We start from the raw sequence: 24051 nt of genomic DNA, 5'->3' as shown, positions 1-24051 counted from the left end.
TAGCGCTATTTCCCGCTTATTGACCGGCGGGTAATATCGTTGCAGATATGGTATAGTTATGCATAATATTCATGCCTGTGTTCATCAGGCAAAGCCCTTTGAACCAGGATGATAAAATGAATAGCGTATTAATCGTGGATGACCACCCGGTTGCCCGTCTGGCGGTGAGAATGTTGCTGGAAAAAGACGGGATGACGGTGATCGGCGAGACTGATGATGGCCTTAAGGCATTACAACAGGCACGTCAATTACTTCCGGATTTGGTTATTGTCGATATCGATATTCCTACAATTAATGGGATTAACGTTGTTCAGCGACTCCGTGCGAATGATTTTAAAGGCGGGATCCTGGTTCTGACGGGTAAAGATGACGATCATTATATTAAGCGTTGTGCCGGTGCGGGCGCCGATGGGTTTATTAGCAAGCGCAATAATCTGACGGAACTTCATGACGCTATCCGTGCAATCAAAAGTGGCTATGGTTTTTTCCCGATTAATCGCGCCCGCCAGATTGCCGCAGAGGATATTCCGCTGGATGACAAAGGGAATATTGCCAGTCTGTCGGATAAGGAACTGCAGGTTCTGCATTTTCTGGCAAAAGGAAGCCGGATTGTCGATATCGCCGGGGAAATGATGATCAGTGATAAAACGGTCAGCACCTATAAACGCCGCCTGATGAAAAAGCTCGATCTTAAAAGCCCGAAAGACATTTATGATTTTGCCCTGCGCAACAAAATAGAATGAGCCAACACCGGGTCTTAAAGGGAAAAATGTGACGGAATCCCCTTCGGCGGCACGCCCGCTACGCATACTGACTGTAGACGATCACCCGGCAAGCCGACTCCTGCTCAGGCAGCAATTGATCCGCCTGGGGTATGAGGTTGTCGAGGCAGAAAACGGCGAACAAGCCCTTATGCGCTGGAGCGAACAGCAGGTTGATATGGTCATCACCGATTGTAATATGCCGGTGATGGACGGGCTAACCCTCACCCGGCTGTTACGGGAACGGCAGCAAAAACCGTTAATTATCCTTGGTCTCACCGCGAATGCTCAGCCCGAAGAGCGTAGCCGCTGTATTGCCGCAGGTATGGACGACTGCCTTTTCAAACCGCTCAATCTGAAGCAACTGGAGGCGGGTCTACAGCGGGTGTCCCCAAAAGAGGCGACCACAAAACCTGCTGACCCGGAAGGCCTCGGCCAGTTTATCCGTGTGGACAATCTTCGGTCGTTAACCGGCGATGACAATACCTTATTGTTCACCCTGCTGAATGCCACGCGGGATGAAAACCAACGCGACATGCAACCCTGCCTTACGCTGGCCCGTCAGGGCGACTGGCCAGCGCTGGCGTATCACGTACATCGCCTGGCCGGTGCCGCCGATATCATTGGCGCAACTGCGATAGCGCAGCAGTGTCGCAGTCTTGAAAAGGCATGCGAAGGGACAACGTTGCCCGTCGAGTCTGACATTGTGCCCCGCCTCCAGGCCCTGCTCAGGGACATCGCGGCGCTGAATCAGGCGATTACAGCCTTCACCACACCACGCTAACCTCAGGTTTACTTTTCCTCACACGCTGTCGAGCGGGCGCCTGCGCCTGGCCTGTTTTTCACCGACAAGGACTACACGCCTATAGTCCTTCCCTTACACGCCTATCATCCTGCCCTCATGTATCTCACTGACCTGGAATTTATATAGTGACCCCGTTGTCACCATGGCAACGTTTTTGAAATAAAGAAGGTTGCCATGTTAAATAATTTATTTGAGACCACTACAACAGAACTGCGTTTTCTTATTCTGATGCTCTTGCTGATCAACCTCACGGGCGTTTTATTTTTATTATTTACGCCTCATTAATTAAAAGGTATTCCTTGTGAAAAAGACATTTCTTATTCTGCCTGTGCTCACAGCATTAACCATGACTGCGCACGCTAAATCATTGACGCAGTCCACCCTGTCTCTGGAACAGGCATCTGTACTCGCCAGCGAAGCCGTTAAATCGTGCAGCGCTAAAGGCTATAACGTCAGCGTGACGGTTGTCGATGCTGCAGGCCTCACCCGTGCGGTACAGCGTATGGATAACGCCGGGCCACATACCCTGACAGCCAGCTATCAGAAAGCGTTTACCTCTGCGTCCAGCGGAGCGGCGACCAGCCAGCTTCTGGAAAATTCAAATAAGTACCCGGCGGCGAAAAACCTCGGCGATATCCCCGGTTTCTTATTACTGGCTGGCGGCGTACCGGTTAAAGAAAATAACGCCACCATCGGTGCCATTGGTATTGGCGGCGCGCCGAGCGGTGATATTGATGAAGCCTGTGCACTCGACGCTATTAAAAAGCTGAAATAAGTAAAGCTATCTGTCATTTATCGGAAAGATAAAAAAGGAACTTATTATGAAAGTAACGCCACGTGTTTTATTCGCCTCTGTGATTTCACTGTGCGCTTCCGGCCCGGTACTGGCTGCCGAAAACGTTAAAGAAGGCTATTACGGTGCCCTGAACCTGATTGACACCCATCAGAAGGCCAAGAGCATGAACCTGAGCGAACGCCCGGGGATCGGTTCATTTGTGGCCGGGGACGAAAAAGAGCACAAGCTGAACGGTTCCGTGGCCGCCGGCTATCAGTTCGGCAATAACTGGCGTACCGAAGCGGAATATGTGTTTAAAGAAAAAACAGAATTCACCAGCGGCTCTTCCACGTTTGCAACCAGTTTCAACCACATGAAAGTTGATTCTGAACGTGCAATGCTCAACGTTTATCGTGACTTTATGATCACCGACAAATTCGCCCTGTACGCAACGGCGGGTGCCGGTGTGGCGAAAGTGAAAGTGGGTGGCTGGCAGGGTAATGACACCCGCGAGTTTGCTGGCAACACGCAAACCAACTTTACCTACTCCGTGGGTGCAGGTGCGTCTTATGAAGTTATTGACGATCTGACCCTGTACGCCACTTATCGTTATGTCGATATGGGCAATATCGAAAGCGGCCGTAACACCTTTGTCAACGCCCGTGATCAGCAGGATGAAAACCTGCGTGGACGCCTGGTGAACAATGAATTTGTATTCGGCGTGCGCTACGTCCTGTAAGGCACGTTGACAGACAGTTTCATCACCCTCATTTCAGGTATTTTTCCTCTCTTTTATGCCACTTTGCCTGTCCTTACCGCCTGTCTGCCGGGCGGTAAGGTTTTTTTTGCTCAAAAGCGCTCACTATCGGATTTCACTTCAGTACGCTGACGCCCCTCATTCCGGCACCACCTCCACGCTCGCCGACAACCCGGCTACCAGCTCAATCCCCTTCGGCAATGCATCAATATGTATGCGCACCGGGACGCGTTGCGCCAGCCGCACCCAGCTAAATGTCGGCTCGACGTCGGGAAGCCCAAGCCCGCCCGTCTCATCGTTGTTATCACCGATCCCATGGCCGATGCTCTCGACATGTCCGGCAATCACCGGGTCATAGCCCATCAACACGATATGCGCCGTGTCCCCAACGCGAATATGTCGAAGTTTGGTCTCCTCGAAATACCCCACCACCCAGAAACTGTGCGCATCGACGATGGCGACCTTAGTCTCCCCCGCGGTGGCATAGTCCCCCGGGCGAAGCCGCAGATGGGTGATATAACCCGAGACGGGAGCCCGTACGGTGGCGTGGGACAAATTAAGCTCGGCCAGCTCCAGCGCGGCCAGCGCACCGTGATAATTCGCCACCGCGACGTTCGCGGCGCTGCCCGTTTGCTGTAAATCCTCGCTGGAAATCGCGGCTTTAATCTGTGCGCGTCGCCTGGCGGCATCCTGTCGCATCACCATCTCATGCCGTCTGGACTCCACCTCAGCCTGCGCGCTGGCCACCGCCAGCGTGAGCCAGTGCGGGTCGATAGCGTAGAGCACATCGCCCCGGTTAACCCACTGGTTATCCCGGACGGCCACGCGGATTACCGGCCCGGATACGTCCGGCGCAATCTGTACCACATCCGCCCGTACCCGGCCGTCGCGGGTCCAGGGCGTTTGCGCATAATGTTTCCACATCATAAAAGCCAGAAGCGTGGCCGCCGCGACGGCACATAACGTCAGCGCATAGCGACCGACCAGAGAGAGTAGTGATTTCATCTAAATAACCCCAGCGCGGTCAGGCCCTGCATCAGCAGGAAAAAGGTGACCAGATAAGTTGAAACGTCCAGCAGCGGGCGAAAAGGCAAACGACGGTAGAGCCTGCTGAGCGATAAAAGCGCGATGAGTGCCAGCGTGCACGCCAGCGCCGCGAGCGCGGTGACAAGCAGTCCCGGGATAAAAACGCCCCCGATATTCAGATCATTGACCATCGTCTGCCCTCCGTAATGCGCAATGTAAATCCACCAGATGGCCGACAAACTGGCGCGTTTGTGCATCTGTGGCAGGCAAACTGAGGCGGATGTGGTCGGCGATGTGTTCACGCAAGGCGTCGGTGTCGTTCAGGTGATACAGGCGCGCGCTAATCTCCCTGCTCGCGGGCATACCGCAGCGGCGTAAATGCATCACTGAAAGGCCGATGCGCAGCGCGCGCAGCAGCGGGTTAAGCACCTGCTCTGAGGCACGTCCGCTGCGCTGCAGGCGCGGCAGTAACAGGGCAGCGCGGTCAATCATCAGATTGGTCCAGTGCGTCTCATCCAGCAGAAGCTTGCCCTTCACGCTGCGACGAATATCGCGCTGGCACAGCGTGTGCAGACGTGCGATGGCCGCGTCGGCCTGCACGGTTTGCAGCAGGCTCATGCTGATAACAGCAAAGCCAGTTGCGGCAAACAGCGCAATGGCGGTATTGGCCGCCGTGGCAAAATCTCCGCTGTAGTGGGCACCCAGCTCGCACAATACCGGCAGCGTCAGGGTGATCCCCATCGCCATAAACGTGGTGGGAGGACGTGCCTGAAGCGACCCGGCCAGCAGATATACCGGCGCCAGCACGGCCACCAGCACGGGGAAATCGCTCACCTGCGGAAGCAGCGCAAAGCTGTACAGCAGGCTAATCAATACGCCCCAGAACGAGCCAATAATGTATTTCACAATGTGCGGAGCCGGGGTGTCGAAACTGCCAAACAGCGTGCAGCAGACCCCAAGGATAGAGACCGCCGTGCTGCCATCGGGCCAGGCGGAGAAGATCCAGACCAGGCAGCCGCTCAGGATGATGGCGAACGCGCCCAGCGCGGTGCGGGCGGCAGTAAGAGGATCGCGGTGAAAAACATACCCTTTAACTGCCCTGCCCGCCGTCAGTCCGTGGGCGGGCTTCGCATGGTGGATGGCATCAGAAAGACGTTCGCACTGCTGCAACAGCGTAATGGCCTGCGTCAGATAACGGACAAAACTGGCCAGCAGCGCGTCGTTCATCGTCCGGGCCTGTGCAGCGTAGCGCTCTGCGAGCTGTTCACTGCGTGCCATTAACGCATCTGCCGTGCTGTGGCGTGCAGCATCTTCATCCCCCAGCCAGGCCTGAACGTCGTCGAGCAATACCTGCAACCCGGCAGGCACCGTCGCCGGTAAGCGATCGCGTAATTCACAGTTGACGATGACCAGCCGCGCCAGTCGGTCATGGATAGCCTTTCTGCCCTGCCGCACCGGAGCAGACAGGGCAAAATCATACGGAATATGGTGGCTTATACCCTGCAGAAACTGCAGCGCCAGCGCCAGATGCAGCGGGTCTGAAACCGCGACGGGTTTGCCTGCGAGGGTGTCAGCCACCCGCTCACGCGCGGCGTGCAGGGTTTGCGATAACTTACTGTTGAACAGGCCGGAGATACGCGCGGGTAACACATAGCGATGTATCAGCGCCGCGCAGAAGATCCCAATGACAATCTCCTGCACACGGATAATGGCGATATTAAAAATCCCGCCGGGGTCGGATACCGCAGGAAAACCAATCAGGCTCGCAGTGTACCCGGCCAGCACAAAGGCATACGCCCGCGGGGTGCGCTCCAGCAGAGATAAATAGAGGCAGAACGTGATCCAGCCCGACAGCATCACGCTGCAGAGGATCGGCATATTGACGAAGACAGGTACGATGGCAACGGTGGCGCAGGCCCCCACAACGGTGCCGGCCAGACGATAGAGACTTCTGCTCAGCGAGGCCCCCACCGAGGTCTGCGAAACGATATAGACGGTAATAATGGCCCATGATGGACGTTCGAGGCCTATCGACAGCGCAATGGAGTAAGCGAGCATCGCCGCTGCAAAACTTCTCGCGGAATAGAGCAGCGCGCTGGCATCGTTACGCAGCACGGGAGATAAGCGCTCACGCATGCCGCGCCACGAATGAAAATGAAAAGCGTTTAATGTGTTCATGCCAGAATTATTACTGGCTTGCGAACCCGCTTAAATACTCTATTCTGTCAAAAAATACCTAAATATTGCCAGAAACGTGAAACCTCAACTTGCCAATACGCTCTTCGACCCTGACGCCACCGCATGCCCGGCCGTAGCCCGACATCTGGATTTCGTGGAGTACGCCGCGGAAGTGCCGGTGCACACCCACCGTAAGGGGCAGCTGATTATTGCTTTGTATGGCGCGGTGATTTGTCATGCGGAAAATGATATCTGGATCGTGCCGCCAGACTGTGCCGTCTGGATCCCTGGCGGGATCGCACACAGCGCCAAAGCGACCTGGAATGCTCATCTCAACTATCTGTTTATTGAGCCCGGTGCCGCCGCGCTGCCGGAGAAATGCTGCACACTGGCCATTTCCCCGTTAATCAAAGCGCTGGTTGACCGTTTGACGCATGAACGCGTTGATTATCCGCCAGAGAGCCATGCCGCGCGGCTGACCAGAGTGACGCTTGATGAGCTCGCCAGCATGCCGCAGCAGAAGCTGAGCCTGCCCGTTTCAGCCCATCCCAAAATTCGCGCCATGGCCGACGCGCTGGTCAGCCATCCTGACGACAGAAGCACCCTGAAAGCATGGGCGAAACGGCTGGCGCTGAGCGAGCGCTCCTTTGCGCGTTTGATGGAGCGCGAGACCGGGCTGAGCTTTGGCCGCTGGCGTCAGCAGCTGCAGTTGATTATTGCCCTGCAGGAGCTGGCAAGCGGTGTCCCGGTCCAGAACGTGGCGACAACGCTTGGGTATGAATCCGTGAATGCGTTTATCACCATGTTCAGGAAAGCCATGGGCACCACGCCCGCGCACTATTTTGCCGAACGAAAAGTCAGCGGCCGTTAACCCGGCCCTTCGCTGCCTGCAGCAAGCAGGGGAACCAGCACATCGCTAATCGGAACGGGAATACCGTGAGCACGACCATAGCGCTGGATCACGCCGTTGCGGATATCCCACTCCATGGGACGGTTGGCCTGACGATCGGCGAGGATAGACGTGCCTAAATCGGCAGGTGCGCGCTGGAAATTCGCCAGGATCTCCTGCGCAACGTCATCGTGCAGCACCGCGCCTTCTGCTCGGGCCACGGCAAGCCCTTCGCGCAAATACGCCAGCGCCAGCTCGCTGATATCCTCACGGGAGAACATCCCGGCACGACGATTCGCAAGCACCATCAGGCCTGCAACCGCATTTTGCAGCAGCTTGCGCCATGCGACGGTAAGAAAATCTGCCGACAAGTCTACCGCGCAGCGCGTGCCATTCAGCGCATCAGCCACCCGTTTTGCCTGCGGCACATCCGGCAGCGTCAACCGCGGACTGGCCCGCAGCCAGACTGACGCATCCGGCTCACGCTGCGCCGGGAACCAGACCACCGACGGCAGTACCGTCGCGCCATTGACCCACGGTGCCAGCTGGGCTTTTTGCTCGACGCCGTTTTGCAGCGCGCAAACCACCGTGTTTTCATCGCACAGCGCGTTCAGCCATCCCGCGCTGTCGGCGTTCTGGGTCGTTTTCACTGCGATAAAAACCAGATCGTACGGACGATCGATGACCGTCGGATCGGTTAATACCGGACCGGGTACCACGATTTCACCCTCATCGTGCCGCAAACGTAATTGCGCATGTGCGGTACGTCCACACAGTTGCGGCGTGCGGCCAGCCTCATGCAGCACCGCAGCGATAGTGGTTCCGATTGCACCGGGTCCAATCAGTGCAATGGTTGGATAGTCAGACATTGTTAACTCCCCTGGTCGCTAAAGCCCTAATCAGTGTGCCGTGGCGTTCAGCATAGCCGCCACACGTCCCTTTATACCACCGCCTGAAGTGGGAGCCATACCCGTTGTCTATACTCATTTCATCTACGACAACGGAGTGCACCATGCCATTACCCGATTTCCATTCCTCTGAACCTTATACCCTTGGTATTGAACTTGAACTGCAGGTGGTTAACCCGCCGGGGTACGATCTGAGCCAGGACTCCTCCGCCCTTATCGCTGCCGTCAAAGACGACATCAAAGGCGGGGAAGTGAAGCACGATATCACCGAGAGCATGCTCGAAATCGCCACCGGCGTGTGTCAGAACATTGATCAGGCCGCCGCACAAATCTCGGTGATGCAGCAAAGTATTCTGCGCGCCGCTGCGGAGCAGCATATTCAGATCTGCGGCGGTGGGACGCACCCTTTTCAGAAGTGGCAGCGTCAGGAGGTGTGCGATGACGAGCGCTATAACGTCACGCTCGAACGGTTTGGCTATCTGATTTTGCAGGCGACGGTATTCGGCCAGCACGTGCATGTCGGGTGTCGGACCGGCGACGACGCTATTTATCTGCTGCATGGTTTGTCGCGCTTTGTCCCCCACTTTATTGCTCTGGCGGCGTCCTCACCCTATATGCAGGGTACGGACACGAAGTTCGCCTCGTCGCGACTCAATATCTTCTCGGGATTTCCGGATAATGGACAGATGCCGTGGGTGAACAACTGGCAGGAGTTCGAAGGGTTGTTTCGTCGTCTGAGCGCCACCAGCATGATCGACAGCATTAAAGATTTGCACTGGGATATTCGCCCCAGCCCGCATTTTGGCACGGTCGAGGTGCGGGTGATGGATACACCGCTGACGCTCGGCCACGCGATCAACATCGCCGGGTTGATTCAGGCGACGTCTCACTGGCTGCTGACCACGCGGCCCTATAAGCATCAGGAAAAGGATTTTCTGCTGTACCGCTTTAACCGTTTTCAGGCATGTCGTTACGGGTTAGAGGGCATTCTGACGGACGTGCAGACTGGCGAGCACAAAACCGTGGCGGAAGATATTGCGTGGCTGCTGGAGCAGGTTGCGCCGTCGGCCGAGAAGCTCGGCGCGACGAGCGCGATTAAGGAAATAGCCCTGATGTTAAAACAGGGCAAGAGCGAGGCGCAGCGCATGCGCGATTTTATCGCAGACGGCGGTTCGCTTATTTCTCTGGTTCAGAAACATTGCGAGCTGTGGGCGACGAGTCCGTAAGGCGATGTCCCCACTCACGCAGGCGCTGGAACAGCACAAACAGCGCCGGGATAAACAGAATGCCGACCACGGTGGCCATCAACATCCCGCTGAACACCGTGGTGCCAATGATGCGGCGGCTCTGGGCCCCTGCCCCGGACGCCAGCATCATCGGCAGCACACCGATAATAAATGACACCGCCGTCATCATCACCGCCCGGAAGCGGCGTGAGGCGCCTTCACGGGCCGCATCGACAATCGCCATCCCCTCATTACGCCGTGCGCGGGCAAACTCGACGATCAGGATCGCGTTCTTGGCCGCCAGCGCGATTAACAGCACCAGGCCAATCTGCACATACACATCGTTGGCGTATCCCGCGATCCACAGCCACACCAGCGCGCCCCCGATGGCGAACAGGACTGAGAGCATCACGCTCGCGGGCAGCGTCCAGCTCTCATACTGCGCGACAAGGAACAACCACGCCATAACCACCGCGGCCAGGACAATCCAGATGGCCTGATTCCCGGTCTGCTGCTCCTGATAAGACATCCCGCTCCAGGCATAGTCGTACCCGGCAGGCAGGTTTTCCGCCAGAAGCTCGCTCATCACGGCCATCGCCGTGCTGCTGCTCACGCCGTCTGCCGCCGACCCGCTCACTGACACTGACGGGAACTGGTTATACTGCTGCAGGAACGGTGCGCCAACGGTCGGGGTAATCGTGACAAGATTACTCAGACGCACCCGCTCACCGTTATTGCTACGCACGAACAATTCGCTGATTTGCCCGGCACGCTCGCGCCACTGCATTTCGTTCTGTACCACCACGTGGTAGACGCGGTTGTTAACGCTAAAATCCCCGGCACGCGTGCCGCCAAAGGCGGTTTGCAGGCTGCTGAAGATGCGCGAGACCGGCACGTCGAGGCGGGCAGCGCGCTCGCGATCAACGGTCAGCGTCAGCTGCGGCACGTTGCTGCTCCAGGTGGTAAACACCCGGTTAAGCTGCGGATGCTGGTTAGCTTTTATCAGAACGTTGCGGGTAACGCGTTCCAGCTCCGCCGGGCTTTGCCCCGCCTGAGCCTGAATACGCAGGTCGAAGCCGGAGGCGTTGCCCAGCCCCGGCAACGTCGGCGGGGCGAAGGTCATGATGGTCGCTTCCGGCAGCGCCAGCAGCTGACGCTGCAGCGTTCCCATCACCTCATCAAGCGGCGGACGCTCACTCCATGTCTTCAGCATGATGGAGATAAACCCGCCGTTAGACGCGCTGGTACCGTTGAGAATGTTAAAACCGGAGACCTGAATCACATCCTCGACCGCAGGGTGTCTGGCGATAAGCTCCCGCGCAGTGGTCATCACCACTTCTGTACGCTCCAGCGACGCCGCTTCCGGCAGTTGCACGCTGGCGAAGAAGTAGCCCTGATCTTCCTGCGGCAGGAAGCCCTTTGGCATCGACATAAAGCTGAACACCACCACGCCCGCCGCGCCGGCCGTTGCCAGCAGCACCAGCCACGGACGGAGGTTAATACAGTTAACGATGCGGGTATAAACGGTGCGTGTGGTATCCAGTCCGCGGTTGAAAACGCGGTAAACCGCGGCTGGCTTCTTCGGGCGCGGGCGCAGCAACAGCGCACAGAGCGCTGGCGTCAGGGTCAGCGCCACCAGGCTTGAGAGCGTGACGGCGGTGGAGAGCGTGACCGCGAACTGGCGATACAACTCCCCCACGATCCCCGGCAGCAGCGCCACCGGCACAAACACCGCCAGCAGCACCAGGGTGGTGGCAATCACCGGCCCGGCAATCTGGCGCAGCGCCTGTGCGGTAGCCGCGGTGCGGCTTTGCCCTTCCGCCATCAGCGTTTCAACGCTCTCCACCACCACAATGGCGTCATCCACCACCATGGTAAGTGCCAGAATAATGGCGAACAGGCTGAGCGTGTTGGCCGAATAACCGAGGGTATAGAGCACCGCAAAGGTGCCGACCAGCGACACTGGAATGGCGAGCGCCACAATCAGCGTCGCACGCCAGCTCTGCAGAAATAAGGAAACCACCACCACGACGGCGAGCAGGGTCAGCGCCAGCGAGACACCAATCTCCTTGATGGTCGCGGCGACAAAGGTGGTGGTATCGAATTTTACTTCATAGGTCAGATCGTCCGGGAAGCGTGCAGAGAGTCGCGCCAGCTCCGCGCGAACCGCATCGGCTACGCGCAGCGCGTTGGCGGACGGCGTAGGGTAGATGCCAAGATAGGCCGAGTCATGCCCGTTCAGCTGGGCGCCGGAGCTGTAGCTGCGCGACCCCAGTTCAATCGTGGCGACATCTTTCAGCCGCACCAGCTGGCCCATCTCCCCCACACGGATAATGATGTCTGCAAAGTCCTCAGCCTGATTTAAACGCCCCAGCCCGTTAATCGTCAGGGTTTGCTGCTGGCCGTTAAACACCGGCGGCGTTCCGACCTGGCCTGCCGCCCCCTGGACGTTCTGCTCGCGTAACGCCTGAGCCACGTCATCGGTGGTCACGTTCAGGGCGTTCATGCGATCCGGACGCAGCCAGATACGCATGCTGTAGTCGCGCGCGCCAAACATCTGCACCTGCCCGACGCCCGGCAAACGCGCCAGCGCTTCACGTACCTGCGTGCTGGCGTAGTTACTGACGAAAAGCGGCGTGTGGGTATTGTACGGTGAGTAAAGGCTTACCCCCATCATCAGATTGGTGGCGCGTTTACGCACCTGCACGCCGTTTTGCTGCGCTTCGGTGGGCAATTGCGCCACAGCCTGCGCCACGCGGTTTTGCACGTCGATGGCGGCCAGATCCGGATCGGTCCCTGCCGCAAATGTGATGTTCAGGCTGTAGGCACCTTCATCGGAACTGGTGGATTCCATATAGAGCATGTGATCCACGCCGTTAAGCTGAGTCTCCAGCGGCGTGGCAATGGCTTCCGCCACGTCAGCCGAACTGGCACCGGGCCAGCTGGCGGAGACATTCACTACCGGTGGGGTGATCTGCGGGTACTGCTCCACCGGGATAATCTTCAGCGCGATGGCACCCAACAGGGTTATCACCAGCGCAATCACCATCGCGAAGCGCGGGCGTTTGATGAAAAACGTCAGCATGATGGCTCCTTAATTCAGTATCTGGACGGCTGCGCCAGGCTGTACGCGCTGGGCACCGTCGGTGATCGCTCGCTCACCGGGATGTAAGCCGGATGAAATCTCAAACTGCTGGCCAATCTGTCCGGCAATCTTCAGCGGGCGTTTTTCGGCTTTGCCTTCTGCGTTAACCACCCAGGCAAAGAATCCCTCGCCGTTTTGCTGTACTGCCGCAGCGGGCACTGTCAGCACCGGCTGCGCGCTTGCCGGACGCAGGTAGACATTCACATTGCCGCCCGGCAGCAGCTGATGGCGCGGGTTGGCGAATTCGGCGCGCAGCATCACGCTGGCGGTACGCGGGTCGATACGATTATCCACGGAGGTCAGTTCACCGCTCAGGCGCTGACCATTGCTGTCAATCCGCGCCTGCCAGGCGCGCTTCAGGGCGCTGATATCCGCATGTTGTCCGGCTTTGGTGGCAAACGCCCCCTCTTCCAGCGCAAAGGCGATACGGATCGGATCAAGCTGCACGACATCCACCAGCACGCCGCTTGACGGGTTCACCAGGCTGCCGGCATGGAACTGGCTGTGCCCCACGCGGCCATCAATCGGCGATGTGATGCGCGTGTACGCCAGCGTCACGTTACGGGTTTCGAGGCGAGCTTTCGCCTGCTCCAGCGCAGCGCTGGCGACATCGCGCTGCATGCGCGCGTTATCCACGTCGTGACGGCTGATGGCATTGCTGTTGCCCAGGCTTTCAAAGCGTGAAAGCTGCTGCTGCGCCTGACGCAGCGTGGCTTCCGCGCTCTTTACCTCAGCCTGTGCCAGACGCACGGCGGCGCGTGGCTCGGCATCGTCCAGTTCAAACAGCACGTCACCTTTTTTCACGTATTGTCCGTCGCGAAAATGAACCTGGGTAATCACGCCTTCCGTGCGCGCTCTTATCTGGACGGTATGAATGGCTTCAATGCGGCCAGGCACGTGCCGTTCAGCTGCGTGGGTCGTTTGCTCCACAACCGCCACGCGAACCGGAATGGCAGCAGCAAACGCGGGTTGAAAGAGGGCGAGGAGGACGAACAGGAGCGGGAATTTCATGGGGATGTACCTCTGATGTGTTTCCCTCACCCCGGCCCTCTGCCCAATGAAAGGGAGGTCAGCATCCCCTCTCCCGGCGGGAGAGGGTTAAGGTGAGGGCAAAAGGTTATGCAGCCTTACGGAACCTGCGGGTCAGTCGCTTCTCGATTTCAACAACGAAGAACATCACCGCGGCTACCGCCAGCGTGACGAACCAGTAGCGCAGAGGCAGCGCTTCCGTACCGAAAAGCATCTGCATAAACGGCAGGTAGATGATTGCCGCCTGGAGCAGGAACAACACTCCTGTGACCAGCCAAATCCCTTTGTTCGCCAGCAGGCCACGGTTCAGGGAGAACCCTTCAGTGTTGCGGCAGTTAATCATGTATACCCACTGGGCGCAGACCAGCATCTGCAGCAGCACGGTGCGGATGAACTCCGCGCTGTGGCCACGCGGTGCCAGCCAGGCTTCCAGCGCAAAAGCGGCGATTGCAATCATGGTCCCGACGAAGGCCACGCGCCATACGGCGTACGCATCCATCACGTGCTGTCCGGTCTGACGCGGCGGACGCTTCATGATGTTGCGCTCAGCGGCTTCAAAGGCCAGGCCAAAGGAGAGCGTGGCGGAGGTTGCCATGTTCATCCACAAAATCAGTACCGGCGTCAGCGGGATAATGTTTCCTGCCAGCAGCGCAATAACAATCAGCAACCCCTGCGCCAGGTTGGTCGGCATAATGAACAGAATGGTTTTCTTCAGGTTGTCGTAAACGCGACGCCCCTCTTTTACCGCGCTGGCGATGGTGGCGAAGTTATCGTCGGTCAGGACCATATCCGCCGCCTCTTTGGTCACTTCGGTGCCTTTAATGCCCATTGCGATGCCCACGTCCGCCTGGCGCAACGCCGGAGCGTCATTCACACCGTCGCCGGTCATGCCCACGATCTCACCCTTGTCCTGCAGGGCTTTCACCAGGCGCAGCTTATGCTCCGGGCTGGTACGGGCGAAAATGTCATATTTCACCGCGGCGTCTGCAAGCTCAGCGTCGTCCATTTTCTCCAGCTGGTAGCCCGTCACCGCCTGCTCGCTGTTGGTGATCCCGAGCATCTGACCGATGCTCATTGCCGTTTGCGGGTGATCCCCAGTGATCATCTTCACGCGGATCCCGGCCTGCTGGCAGGCATGAATCGCATCAATCGCTTCAGGACGCGGTGGATCCATCATTGCGGCAATACCGAGGAAGATCAGCCCGTGATTCAGATCGTCATGCGTCAGCGCCTGCTCACCGTTCGCCGGTTTGAACGCCGCGGCAACCATACGCAGCCCCTGACGTGCATAGCGCTCCATCTCGGTTTCCCAGTAAGCGCGGTCGAACGCTTCAGCGCCGTTACGGGCCTGCTGCTGTTTACACAGCGCGAAAATCACGTCCGGCGCGCCGGTAATCAGGATGTGCTCCTCGTGACCAATCTGATAGTGGGTGCTCATGTACTTGTACTGCGAATCGAACGGGATCTTGTTAATCAGGGTGGTCATCACCGGCTCAAGATGCGCCTTCGCCGCCAGCACCTTCAGCGCCCCTTCGGTCGGCCCACCGGTGATGCCCCACAGACCGCGTTCGTCCTGAATCAGCTGGCTGTCATTACAGAGATCGACAGTGCGCAGGTACTGCTCCAGCACGGTGCCCGGCTGGATCTGCATCGGCTCGTCGCTGCCTTCCAGGTAAATGTTCCCCACCGGCTCGTAGCTGTTACCGTCCACGCGGTAGCAACTGTCGGCAGTAATGATGGCTTTCACCGTCATCTCGTTCATGGTCAGGGTGCCGGTTTTATCCGAGCAGACCACGGTCATCGCCCCCAGGGTTTCAACCGTTGGCAGCTTGCGGATAATCGCCCGCTTGCGTGCCATCGCCTGTACGCCAAGAGAAAGGATGATAGAAATAATGGCTGGCAGACCTTCCGGCACGGAGGCGACCGCCAGGCTAATCAGAGAGAGCAGCAGCTCGCCCATGGGGATTTCGCGGAACACCAGGCTGAAGACAAATAGAGCCGCCATCATCGCCAGAATAATGGCGAAGATCGCTTTCCCCAGCTTGTCCATCTGCACCAGCAGCGGCGTACGATGCTTTTCAATACCCGCCATCATCTGGTTAATGTGGCCAAGTTCAGTCTCTTGCCCGGTGGCAATGACCACGCCAATGCCGCCCCCTGCACTCACGGTCGTACCGGAAAAGACCAGGTTAGTGCGGTCGCCCAGCGGTAATTCACCGGTCAGCGGATTAATGTGTTTATCCACCACGGTAGATTCGCCGGTCAGAATAGCCTCTTCCACGCGTAAATTATGCGCTTCGATTAAACGCATATCCGCCGGAATACGATCCCCCGCGCGTAATACAATAATATCGCCCGGGACTATTTCAGTTGTCGGTAGCGTTTCATGATTGCCATTGCGAATGACGCGCGCTTCGCTGGAGAGCATATTGCGAATACTCTTCAGGGATTTTTCCGCATTGCTTTCCTGAATATGGCCAATTAACGCGTTGATTACCGCCACACCGAGGATAACCAGCGTATCGACCCAGTGGCCCATAACCGCAGTTAATACCGCCGCGGCAAGCAGAACGTAAATCAGTACATCATTAAAATGGGCGAGAAAACGTAGCCAGGCGGGCTTGCCTTTTTTCTCCGGCAACGCGTTAGGGCCATACTGATGCAGACGTGCCTGCGCTTCAGCACGGTCGAGGCCGCTTGCCTGGCTCTGCTTGTTAGCAAGCACTTGCTCAACGGTCTGCTGATACGCCTGCCCACCAGCAGGCGGCATGTTCTGAGAGAGATTTTTTTTGGTCATCGTATTTTTCCTTCAATATACGGTGGACGGAAGCCTGAATTCCTTTCTGGCTTTAATAAATTCATTTTTAAGGCTTGCGGGTAAAATTGATCTACCGCAATATAATTACTGCCGGGATATTCAAAACTAATAAATATTATTCGAATACGATGATTTTTACAAAATATTTCTAAACCAACGCTAAACGAGGAGGAACCATGTTTGGTATTTATCGCGCACGCCGCCTGGCGTTATACATTGTCGCAGCCATTGTTATTGCCACGTTAATTGGATATAGCACTTATATGTTTGTAAAATTATTTGCATGACAAGGACATTTATTTACATAACGCGATAATAATTTAATCGCTTCTGAGAGATTATTCTCTTTCTGTTATTTATTCGCAGAAAAGCGCATTTGATTTAACAAAAAACGTCTGCCGGGTTTATATTGCTTTACGTTCCGCGATGCCGGACAATGACATTTTTAACTGACGATTAACATTAAGATGAAACACCCGTTAGAATCGCTGCTCACAGCGGGGGGCATTTTGTTGATGGCCCTGCTCTCCTGCCTGCTGTTACCTGCGCCGTCGCTTGGGCTGGTGCTGGCGAAAAAGCTGATGACGATCTTCCACATGGTCGATCTTAACCAGCTGTACACCATTTTGTTCTGCGTGTGGTTTTTACTGCTTGGCGCCCTCGAATTCTTCATCCTGCGTTTCGTCTGGCGTCGCTGGTTTTCACTGGCATCGTAAGTAAAAAAAAACCGGGTGCGGCTGCGCCTTACCCGGTCGGATTTCTGCATAACGCCACGTTCAGTGTGTCCGGCTGTGGTTCTCTTTGCGGTACGCGCCAGGCGGCTGGTTGAAGGTACGGGTAAAGATACGCGTAAACGTCTGCTGCGAATCAAAGCCGTAGCGCAAACAGATATCGTAGACACGCTCGTCCGATTCACGCAGGTCACGCGCTGCCAGCAGCAGCTTGCGTTCGCGAATGTAACGCCCGAGACTTTCTCCCTTGTACTGCATAAACAAACGCTGCAGATGCCATTTCGAGTAACCCGCGTGGCGGGCGATCTCTTCGATACGTAATGGCTGGTGCAGGTTGTCGTCGATCCACTCGACGATGGTGTCGATGACTTGAGCGGAAATGGTCATACTGCTCTCCCCCTCTGCTTCTCGCTTAAACATTATTCCCACCACTCACGAAAGGTTTGCGTGGTATCACTCACGTGAACAGGTTCACCCAGCTCCGGCGTCAGTAGCCGATAATTTTTATCTTTGCTGGCCTGCGCCAGCTGGATCAGCGGATCGTTCCAGGTGTGTTTCGCCAGCACAAAGCGTCCGTTATGACCGGGCACGACAGCTTTCGCGTTAAGGTCAGCCGACGCCTGCGCCGTTTCCGCCGGCATCATGTGAATGTACTTCCAGTCCCGATCGTACTGGCCATTTTCCATGATGGCTAAATCCACCTCGCCGAACTGCTCACCGATGGCCCTGAAGTGCGGACCGTAACCGGAGTCTCCGCTGTAATAAACTTTCTGTGCCGGCGTGACGAACATAAAGCTCCCCCACAGGGTTTGATCGCGTTTAATCCCGCGTCCGGAGAAGTGACGTGCCGGCAGGACGTGCACCGTTAAGTCATCACTGATGCGCACCGACTGGTTCCAGTCGCGCTCGTCGATAATTTCCGGCTTCATGCCCCAGTAGCGCAAATGAGATCCAACGCCCAGCGGAGTAACCACACGTTTCACCTTCGGCAGTAACGCCCTGATGGTGGCGTAATCCAGATGATCGTAGTGATCGTGGGAGATGATCAGCAGGTCGATCTCCGGCATGTTCTGCGCATGCCAGGGATACTCGCCCGCAAAAGCTTTATTGAGGAACGAGAACGGCGCGGCATAGTTGCTGAGCACCGGGTCAATCAGAATACGTTTACCCGCCAGCTGCATATACCACGACGAGTGACCGAGCCAGACCAGCGTGTCCTGCTCCAGCGGCAGACTGGCGAGATCGGTTTTCACCAGCGGCAGCGGCTGCGCGGGACGGGCATTTTCGGTTTTGCGGGTCAGAAATTGCCACCACGCTACCAGCATATTTTGCTCGCCGGTGAAGCCCGGTGTCGGCAACGTATTGTGGAATTTCCCGTCGCGATACTGCGGGGAGGCCTCCACTTCGGTAAGCTGCGCACCCTGCGGTGGCTGGCCAAATCCAGGATTCAGGACAAAAGGTAAACTCGCAGCTGAAGCAATAATCATGACGAACACCACGCAGATGAATAGAGGCTTTTTCATATCCTGACCCGAAAACGCGCCCCATCCGATGGTTTACGCGGGTTGAACTTGATTATGAGTGAGTAAGCACTCATTATAGATATGATGATAAAGTCGTCAAGACGTTTTCGATCTTTGACATTGCGCGTTGCAGCCTGTCAAAGCACGTGTTTCAATCAAGGTTTTTACAATTGACAGGAGGAACAATTTAGTGGCACGTCCGAAGAGTGAAGATAAAAAACAGGCCTTACTGGACGCAGCAACCGCTGCATTTGCACAGTCAGGTATTGCCGCCTCAACGGCCTTAATTGCCCGGAATGCGGGCGTCGCTGAAGGCACACTGTTCCGCTACTTTGCTACCAAAGACGATCTGCTGAATGCCCTCTATCTGCACCTGAAGCAGGATCTCTGCCAGACGATGCTGGCGGAGCTTGATCGCACGCTCACCCTTCCCAAAGAACATACCCGCAATATCTGGAACAGCTACGTGGACTGGGGCATCCGTAATCCTGTCGCTCACGCCGCCATTCGCCAGCTTGGCGTCAGCGAGAAGATCAGCGCCGAAACGGAGCAGGCCGTGCAGGAGATGTTCCCGGAGCTGCATGAACTGTGCCGTCGCGCAGTGCGGCCGGTATTTATGTCCGATGAGTTTCGTACCTTTGGTGATGCCATGTTCTTATCGCTTGCCGAAACCACCATGGAATTTGCCACCCGCGATCCGTCCCGCGCCGTCGATTTTAAAGCGCTGGGCTTTGAAGCCATGTGGCGTGGACTCGCCTCCGAGGATATTGATGGACAGTAAATCGCTGCAGGAACACGCCAAACGCGTGGCGCTGGAACTGCCGTTCACCGAACACTGCTGGCCGTTCGGGCCGGAATTTGATGTGTTTAAAGTGGGTGGCAAAATTTTCATGATTGTTGCGGTTGCTCACGGACGACCGCATGTCAGCCTGAAATCCGATCCGGAAAAATCCCTGTTAAACCAGCAGATCTACCGCGGCGTTGAGCCGGGGTATCATCTCAATAAAAAGCACTGGATTTCACTCTACGGCACCGACGATGTTACGCCGGAACTGGTGGCCGATCTCATCAACGATTCCTGGAATCTGGTCGTCGATAAGCTGCCGAAAAAAGACCAGAAATGGATCAGGCCGCGCTGATTGTTCGTCTGTGACGAACAGATTAAGCGCTCAAAATGCACTTATCTTTTCCCGCTTCGCACGGTAATCTGCACTCCTTTTCGCGCCCGCACGCGGGCGAATTTTATCACCAGGAGTTGTTATGGATATCCTTTCCGTTGCCCTGAAACGCCACTCCACCAAGGCGTTTGACCCAAGCAAGAAACTGACCGCTGAAGAAGCGGAGAAGATCAAAACCCTGCTGCAGTACAGCCCGTCCAGCACGAACTCCCAGCCATGGCATTTTATTATTGCCAGCACTGAGGAAGGTAAAGCGCGCGTGGCCAAATCTGCGGCAGGCACTTACGTGTTCAACGAACGCAAAATGATGGACGCCTCTCATGTGGTGGTGTTCTGCGCGAAAACCGCCATGGACGATGCGTGGCTTGAGCGCGTCGTGGATCAGGAAGAGGCCGACGGTCGCTTCAACACCCCAGAAGCAAAAGCGGCGAATCACAAAGGTCGCTGCTATTTCGCCGACATGCACCGCGTGGATCTGAAAGATGACGACCAGTGGATGGCGAAACAGGTTTACCTCAACGTCGGTAACTTCCTGTTAGGCGTGGCCGCGCTGGGCCTGGATGCCGTACCCATTGAAGGTTTTGACGCCGCCATCCTCGACGAAGAGTTTGGCCTGAAAGAGAAAGGCTTCACCAGCCTGGTGGTGGTCCCGGTTGGACACCACAGCGTGGAAGATTTCAACGCCACGCTGCCAAAATCTCGCCTGCCGCTGAGCACGATTGTGACCGAGTGCTAAGACAAACGGGCCGCAACTGCGGCCCGTTTTCAATCACGCGTCATCTGCCTGGTTTCGCCATTGAGTCAGCATCTCACGCAGACGGCGTTTTCTGCGTCTTCCCGATCAACACGCGCAAAACTTACTTCTCCGCACGCCCGGCATGCCAGATCCGCTCCGCATACCGCCCTATCACCGCCAGCGACGCCGCCAGAATCAGGAAGAACACCACCTTGTTCATCCCATCCCAGAAGTATTCGAAGTAGCGGGTATAGAGGTTAATGGCGAGGAACGTCAGGCCAAACCCGCGCAGCATGCCGTCGTCGGTTTTCAGACTGATGTAAATACAGAGAACCGCCGCCACCGCAAACAGCAGCGCCCACGGCAGCAACGAGGCCTGGGTCACGCTGTACCAGTTATCGATATCGTAATTACCAAATATCGACATGATCCACAGGGCGACAAAGAGATACGTCAGCCCCATCGCTTTACTGGTGGTGTAGAGATGACGGGACTGCAGCACAGCGCGCAGGATCCAGCACAGGGCCAGCAGCGCGCCGCCGAAAAAGATAAAGCGCACCGGATAGTTCATCCCCAGCCAGTAAGCGCCCCAGCCGGACATATAGCCCGTCTCCGCGCCAAACCAATTGCCAAGCGAGAGCAAGAAAAACAGCCAGACCAGCCCGGAGCGGCCGAAAAAGCCTACCAGGCCATAGACGGCACAGCCGGCCAGGAACAGGGGCGCGATGTGGCCGCTGCCGTTATCCAGCCGTTCACCCAGCTGCCAGAGCGCGATGGCGGTAAACAAGACTCCGAGGAACAAAATCGCTTCGGTACTGTAATGCCACTGCGTCTCCCGCCGCTGGCGGCTGAAGCCCCACAAATAAAACAGCACGGCCAGCAGTGCCGGCAGCCCGATGCGGGCAAGGGAGGAAAAAGCGAAGAATTCGATAATGCGCGCCATCAGTTCGCTGTCCGAAAACAGGCTGCCGATGGCGATAATGACGCAGGCAAGTGCCGTCCAGAAGGCATAGCGGCTCAGCCGCTGCCAGTCCATGGTCACGCGTTGAAGCGTACCGGCCAGCCGCTGATGGTCGTCAGCGGTTAATGTGCCTTCCTGTTGCCACTCGTTGAGTGCGCGGCGTAGCAGCCGCTCCTGTTTGCCGGTAACCTTCATTTTGCCTGCTCCGTCAGCCATTCCATTGCTCTCTCCCCGGCTTCATCTACTGGCAGATACACCAGCAACCGGGAACCGTTTCGTGGAGCAGAGTACCAGTACATCTGCTGCAGGGTAAATTCCCCAAGCTCAGGATGGGTAAACAACTTGAGCTGGTTTTCCACACCGCGCACGTCATTGCGCTGATGCCACAGATTTTTAAACTCCTCAGACACCGCAAAGAAGCGCGCCAGTTTGGCTTCCCACAGCGGGTCACCCCGGTGCTCGGCCATCGCCGCCCGGAAATAGGAGACAAAGACGGGCAGCACATCGTCACGTCTGCCGAGACGGGCGCGCCATGCCGGGTGGGTGAGGAACAGATAAATACAGTTGCGGTCTTCCGGGGGGATCGTATTGAAATCGACACCCATCAGATGACCAAAGCTGTCGTTCCACGCCACGATGTCGAAATTGGGTTTCTGAATGCTGGCCGGTTTCGGCATTAACGTATCAAGCAGGCGGCGCGTGCCTTCGCTGATCCCTTCACAGCAGGTGGCCTGCGGTGCTTCACCCGGCGGTAGCCCGGCCAGCACAAAAAGATGGCGCGCTTCGGTCGGGGTACATTGCAGCGCTTTTGCCACGGCGGTCATCACCGCGCTGGACGGATTGACGTCCCTGCCCTGCTCAAGCCAGGTGTACCAGGTCACCCCGACGTCCGCCAGCAGGGCCACCTCTTCACGGCGCAGCCCGGGCGTGCGGCGTCGACCGCTGCGCGGCAGGCCGAGCCGCTGCGGATCGAGGCTTTCGCGTCGGGCGCGTAAAAACGCACCAAGTTGTTTTCGGGTGTCATCCTTGAGCGAGACGACGGGTTCAGACATCAGCGCCATAAATCCCCCTGCATGGTAGTGCCAGTACCAGTATAAGCAAGAACTGGTACCCGTTTATCAGATCGTTGATGCTACGACCATCTGTTGAATGACGCAATGGAGTTACCATGAATACGTCAGTCGTTTCACCGGGCCGCGCAGGCCTGATATTGCTGTTAACCGGCCAGATGCTGCCACTGATTGATACCTCAATCACCAACGTGGCGCTGGATGCTATCACCCATTCGCTGCACGCTACGGCCACCGAGCTGGAATTAATTGTGGCCCTCTACGGTGTGGCCTTTGCCGTCTGCCTTGCCCTCGGCAGCAAGCTGGGGGATAACCTTGGCCGCCGTCGTCTTTTCATGTGGGGCGTGGCGAGCTTTGGCCTGGCCTCGCTGCTGTGCGGAATGGCAGGCAACATTGAACAACTGCTGGTCGCCCGTATTCTTCAGGGGGCTGGCGCGGCGCTGATCATGCCGCAAATTCTCGCCACCCTGCACGTAACGCTGAAAGGTACGGCCCACGCGAAGGCCATCAGCCTCTTTGGCGGCATCGGCGGCATCGCGTTTATCGTCGGCCAGATGGGCGGAGGCTGGCTGGTATCGGCGGACATTGCCGGCCTCGGCTGGCGTAACGCCTTCTTTATCAACGTGCCGATTTGTCTGGTGGTGCTGGCCATGAGCCGCCGCTACGTGCCGGAAACCCGCCGCGACACGCCATCAAGCATTGACTGGACGGGCACCGTCCTGCTGGCGATCATCCTCTGCTGCCTGCTGTTCCCGATGGCGCTTGGCCCGCAGTGGCACTGGTCCTGGCCGCTCAAGGTCGCGCTTATCGCCATTATTCCGCTTGCCGGGTTGATGGCCCTCAACGCCCGTAAAAAAGAGCGGGACGATGCGCATCCGCTGATCCCGCCGCGCCTGCTGCAGTTGCGCAGTATCCGCTTTGGCGTGCTGATTGCGTTGCTCTTTTTTAGCGTCTGGTCCGGCTTTATGTTCTGCATGGCGTTAACCATGCAAACCGGTCTGGGGATGGCGCCGTGGCAGTCTGGCAACAGTTTTATCGCCCTGGGTGTCACCTACTTTATTTCAGCGTGGTTTGCCCCGCGTCTGATTGCCCGCTACAGCACCAGTACCATTCTGCTGACCGGTCTGGCGATCCAGATAGCGGGCCTGCTGGCACTGATTGTCACCTTCCGCCTCTGGGGAATGCACAATACCGCGCTGACGCTGGCACCCGCGACCGGGCTGGTCGGCTACGGTCAGGCGCTGATCGTGAACAGTTTTTATCGTATTGGCATGCGCGATATTCAGCCTGATGACGCCGGGGCGGCGAGCGCCATTTTGAGCACGCTGCAGCAGGCGGCGCTTGGACTCGGCCCGGCCATCTTTGGCGCGATTTTGCTGCACGGTCTGCAGAATCATCACGGAGATTACACCCAGGCGATCACCCTCTTCCTCGCGGTAGAAACTGGCCTGATGGTGATCCTCGCGCTGGCGACGCTGCGGGTTCGCCATCGGCTGTGCCTGCCGGTGGTGACGACCTGCCACGCCGTCAAATAA

At 57.1% G+C, this 24051-nt stretch carries 22 protein-coding genes; 11 read left to right on the top strand and 11 right to left on the bottom strand.

Translation table 11 applies throughout. The annotated features are described in order from the left end of the window. The first annotated feature begins 116 nt into the window (after positions 1-116). The 4 genes from QRN24_RS01330 (at position 117) to QRN24_RS01315 (ending at position 3080) form a co-directional block, all read left to right on the top strand. On the top strand, positions 117-743 hold the full coding sequence (locus tag QRN24_RS01330) for a response regulator (RefSeq protein ID WP_020885118.1): 627 nt from the start codon (positions 117-119) through the stop codon (positions 741-743). 28 nt (positions 744-771) lie between these two features. After that, positions 772-1545: a response regulator gene (locus tag QRN24_RS01325; protein ID WP_284942236.1), complete on the top strand. Its 774-nt coding sequence runs from the start codon at positions 772-774 to the stop codon at positions 1543-1545. A gap of 322 nt (positions 1546-1867) precedes the next feature. Continuing rightward, the gene (locus QRN24_RS01320; protein ID WP_020885120.1) at positions 1868-2341 is read left to right on the top strand and encodes a GlcG/HbpS family heme-binding protein; all 474 of its coding nucleotides are present in this window, start codon (positions 1868-1870) and stop codon (positions 2339-2341) included. Positions 2342-2387: 46 nt separating this feature from the next. After that, the gene (locus QRN24_RS01315; RefSeq protein ID WP_044865911.1) at positions 2388-3080 is read left to right on the top strand and encodes an outer membrane protein; all 693 of its coding nucleotides are present in this window, start codon (positions 2388-2390) and stop codon (positions 3078-3080) included. A 156-nt stretch (positions 3081-3236) separates the two neighbouring features. Here QRN24_RS01315 and QRN24_RS01310 read toward each other — a convergent pair whose 3' ends face one another. The 3 genes from QRN24_RS01310 to QRN24_RS01300 are packed head-to-tail and all read right to left on the bottom strand — an operon-like array spanning position 3237 to position 6302. Then, positions 3237-4103 carry an efflux RND transporter periplasmic adaptor subunit gene (locus QRN24_RS01310; protein ID WP_047955167.1) on the bottom strand — a complete coding sequence of 289 codons (867 nt, stop codon included), beginning with the start codon at positions 4101-4103 and terminating at the stop codon, positions 3237-3239. Continuing rightward, the gene (locus tag QRN24_RS01305) at positions 4100-4315 is read right to left on the bottom strand and encodes a DUF1656 domain-containing protein (protein WP_020885123.1); all 216 of its coding nucleotides are present in this window, start codon (positions 4313-4315) and stop codon (positions 4100-4102) included. The genes QRN24_RS01310 and QRN24_RS01305 overlap by 4 nt, the downstream gene beginning before the upstream one ends. After that, on the bottom strand, positions 4305-6302 hold the full coding sequence (locus QRN24_RS01300) for an FUSC family protein (protein ID WP_502875258.1): 1998 nt from the start codon (positions 6300-6302) through the stop codon (positions 4305-4307). The genes QRN24_RS01305 and QRN24_RS01300 overlap by 11 nt, the downstream gene beginning before the upstream one ends. A 76-nt stretch (positions 6303-6378) precedes the next feature. On the opposite strand from QRN24_RS01300, the gene QRN24_RS01295 reads away from it, so the two are divergent. Beyond that, positions 6379-7173 carry an AraC family transcriptional regulator gene (locus QRN24_RS01295; RefSeq protein WP_047357042.1) on the top strand — a complete coding sequence of 265 codons (795 nt, stop codon included), beginning with the start codon at positions 6379-6381 and terminating at the stop codon, positions 7171-7173. On the opposite strand, the gene QRN24_RS01290 is transcribed toward QRN24_RS01295, so the two are convergent. Next, a complete protein-coding gene (locus tag QRN24_RS01290; RefSeq protein ID WP_047357041.1) occupies positions 7170-8060 on the bottom strand; it encodes an oxidoreductase in 891 nt (296 codons plus the stop codon). The two genes, QRN24_RS01295 and QRN24_RS01290, sit on opposite strands and share 4 nt — an antisense overlap. A 143-nt stretch (positions 8061-8203) precedes the next feature. Between QRN24_RS01290 and QRN24_RS01285 the strand changes: the two genes are divergently transcribed. Then, complete coding sequence (locus tag QRN24_RS01285; protein WP_025204771.1) at positions 8204-9325, top strand: YbdK family carboxylate-amine ligase; 1122 nt, start codon at positions 8204-8206, stop codon at positions 9323-9325. Here the strand turns inward: QRN24_RS01285 and QRN24_RS01280 are convergent. From QRN24_RS01280 to QRN24_RS01270, 3 genes are all read right to left on the bottom strand, one after another. Further along, on the bottom strand, positions 9276-12410 hold the full coding sequence (locus tag QRN24_RS01280; RefSeq protein ID WP_284942234.1) for an efflux RND transporter permease subunit: 3135 nt from the start codon (positions 12408-12410) through the stop codon (positions 9276-9278). The genes QRN24_RS01285 and QRN24_RS01280 overlap by 50 nt on opposite strands. Before the next feature lie 9 nt (positions 12411-12419). Beyond that, positions 12420-13481, bottom strand: a complete 1062-nt coding sequence (locus tag QRN24_RS01275) for an efflux RND transporter periplasmic adaptor subunit (protein WP_040016831.1) — start codon at positions 13479-13481, stop codon at positions 12420-12422. A 106-nt stretch (positions 13482-13587) separates the two neighbouring features. Then, positions 13588-16296 (bottom strand): cation-transporting P-type ATPase, encoded by a 2709-nt coding sequence (locus QRN24_RS01270; protein ID WP_047744073.1) that lies wholly within the window; start codon positions 16294-16296, stop codon positions 13588-13590. A 488-nt stretch (positions 16297-16784) separates the two neighbouring features. On the opposite strand from QRN24_RS01270, the gene QRN24_RS01265 reads away from it, so the two are divergent. Next, a complete protein-coding gene (locus QRN24_RS01265; RefSeq protein WP_025204775.1) occupies positions 16785-17033 on the top strand; it encodes a DUF1158 domain-containing protein in 249 nt (82 codons plus the stop codon). A 60-nt stretch (positions 17034-17093) separates the two neighbouring features. On the opposite strand, the gene QRN24_RS01260 is transcribed toward QRN24_RS01265, so the two are convergent. Then, positions 17094-17435 (bottom strand): RamA family antibiotic efflux transcriptional regulator, encoded by a 342-nt coding sequence (locus QRN24_RS01260; RefSeq protein ID WP_020885132.1) that lies wholly within the window; start codon positions 17433-17435, stop codon positions 17094-17096. 32 nt (positions 17436-17467) lie between these two features. Beyond that, positions 17468-18571, bottom strand: coding sequence for an MBL fold metallo-hydrolase (locus tag QRN24_RS01255; RefSeq protein WP_020885133.1), 1104 nt, complete (start codon positions 18569-18571; stop codon positions 17468-17470). 190 nt (positions 18572-18761) lie between these two features. Between QRN24_RS01255 and QRN24_RS01250 the strand changes: the two genes are divergently transcribed. The 3 genes from QRN24_RS01250 (at position 18762) to nfsB (ending at position 20485) form a co-directional block, all read left to right on the top strand. Further along, a complete protein-coding gene (locus tag QRN24_RS01250) occupies positions 18762-19352 on the top strand; it encodes a TetR/AcrR family transcriptional regulator (RefSeq protein ID WP_020885134.1) in 591 nt (196 codons plus the stop codon). Further along, the gene (locus QRN24_RS01245) at positions 19342-19710 is read left to right on the top strand and encodes an MmcQ/YjbR family DNA-binding protein (protein ID WP_020885135.1); all 369 of its coding nucleotides are present in this window, start codon (positions 19342-19344) and stop codon (positions 19708-19710) included. Before QRN24_RS01250 ends, QRN24_RS01245 begins: the two co-directional genes overlap by 11 nt. Positions 19711-19831: 121 nt before the next feature. Continuing rightward, entirely contained in the window at positions 19832-20485 is a 654-nt protein-coding gene (gene nfsB / locus QRN24_RS01240) for an oxygen-insensitive NAD(P)H nitroreductase (protein ID WP_284942233.1), read from the top strand. 121 nt (positions 20486-20606) lie between these two features. Here nfsB and QRN24_RS01235 read toward each other — a convergent pair whose 3' ends face one another. After that, a complete protein-coding gene (locus QRN24_RS01235; RefSeq protein WP_020885137.1) occupies positions 20607-21641 on the bottom strand; it encodes a hypothetical protein in 1035 nt (344 codons plus the stop codon). Then, a complete protein-coding gene (locus tag QRN24_RS01230; protein ID WP_284942232.1) occupies positions 21638-22507 on the bottom strand; it encodes a helix-turn-helix transcriptional regulator in 870 nt (289 codons plus the stop codon). Before QRN24_RS01230 ends, QRN24_RS01235 begins: the two co-directional genes overlap by 4 nt. A gap of 107 nt (positions 22508-22614) precedes the next feature. On the opposite strand from QRN24_RS01230, the gene QRN24_RS01225 reads away from it, so the two are divergent. Next, complete coding sequence (locus tag QRN24_RS01225; RefSeq protein ID WP_284942231.1) at positions 22615-24051, top strand: MFS transporter; 1437 nt, start codon at positions 22615-22617, stop codon at positions 24049-24051.

Source organism: Enterobacter sp. MEB024, from assembly GCF_030209635.1.
Taxonomy (GTDB): domain Bacteria; phylum Pseudomonadota; class Gammaproteobacteria; order Enterobacterales; family Enterobacteriaceae; genus Enterobacter; species Enterobacter ludwigii.
This window is presented reverse-complemented; position numbering and strand designations above follow the sequence as displayed.

What these genes read in the sequence shown, in the direction of transcription:
- QRN24_RS01315 (WP_044865911.1), top strand. Translation starts at nt 2,388, where the DNA reads ATGAAAGTAACGCCACGTGTTTTATTCGCCTCTGTGATTTCACTGTGC.
- QRN24_RS01225 (WP_284942231.1), top strand. Translation starts at nt 22,615, where the DNA reads ATGAATACGTCAGTCGTTTCACCGGGCCGCGCAGGCCTGATATTGCTG.
- QRN24_RS01305 (WP_020885123.1), bottom strand. Translation starts at nt 4,315, where the DNA reads ATGGTCAATGATCTGAATATCGGGGGCGTTTTTATCCCGGGACTGCTT.
- QRN24_RS01260 (WP_020885132.1), bottom strand. Translation starts at nt 17,435, where the DNA reads ATGACCATTTCCGCTCAAGTCATCGACACCATCGTCGAGTGGATCGAC.
- nfsB (WP_284942233.1), top strand. Translation starts at nt 19,832, where the DNA reads ATGGATATCCTTTCCGTTGCCCTGAAACGCCACTCCACCAAGGCGTTT.
- QRN24_RS01330 (WP_020885118.1), top strand. Translation starts at nt 117, where the DNA reads ATGAATAGCGTATTAATCGTGGATGACCACCCGGTTGCCCGTCTGGCG.
- QRN24_RS01310 (WP_047955167.1), bottom strand. Translation starts at nt 4,103, where the DNA reads ATGAAATCACTACTCTCTCTGGTCGGTCGCTATGCGCTGACGTTATGT.
- QRN24_RS01245 (WP_020885135.1), top strand. Translation starts at nt 19,342, where the DNA reads ATGGACAGTAAATCGCTGCAGGAACACGCCAAACGCGTGGCGCTGGAA.
- QRN24_RS01300 (WP_502875258.1), bottom strand. Translation starts at nt 6,302, where the DNA reads ATGAACACATTAAACGCTTTTCATTTTCATTCGTGGCGCGGCATGCGT.
- QRN24_RS01275 (WP_040016831.1), bottom strand. Translation starts at nt 13,481, where the DNA reads ATGAAATTCCCGCTCCTGTTCGTCCTCCTCGCCCTCTTTCAACCCGCG.
- QRN24_RS01290 (WP_047357041.1), bottom strand. Translation starts at nt 8,060, where the DNA reads ATGTCTGACTATCCAACCATTGCACTGATTGGACCCGGTGCAATCGGA.
- QRN24_RS01230 (WP_284942232.1), bottom strand. Translation starts at nt 22,507, where the DNA reads ATGGCGCTGATGTCTGAACCCGTCGTCTCGCTCAAGGATGACACCCGA.
- QRN24_RS01280 (WP_284942234.1), bottom strand. Translation starts at nt 12,410, where the DNA reads ATGCTGACGTTTTTCATCAAACGCCCGCGCTTCGCGATGGTGATTGCG.
- QRN24_RS01255 (WP_020885133.1), bottom strand. Translation starts at nt 18,571, where the DNA reads ATGAAAAAGCCTCTATTCATCTGCGTGGTGTTCGTCATGATTATTGCT.
- QRN24_RS01270 (WP_047744073.1), bottom strand. Translation starts at nt 16,296, where the DNA reads ATGACCAAAAAAAATCTCTCTCAGAACATGCCGCCTGCTGGTGGGCAG.
- QRN24_RS01235 (WP_020885137.1), bottom strand. Translation starts at nt 21,641, where the DNA reads ATGAAGGTTACCGGCAAACAGGAGCGGCTGCTACGCCGCGCACTCAAC.
- QRN24_RS01265 (WP_025204775.1), top strand. Translation starts at nt 16,785, where the DNA reads ATGAAACACCCGTTAGAATCGCTGCTCACAGCGGGGGGCATTTTGTTG.
- QRN24_RS01285 (WP_025204771.1), top strand. Translation starts at nt 8,204, where the DNA reads ATGCCATTACCCGATTTCCATTCCTCTGAACCTTATACCCTTGGTATT.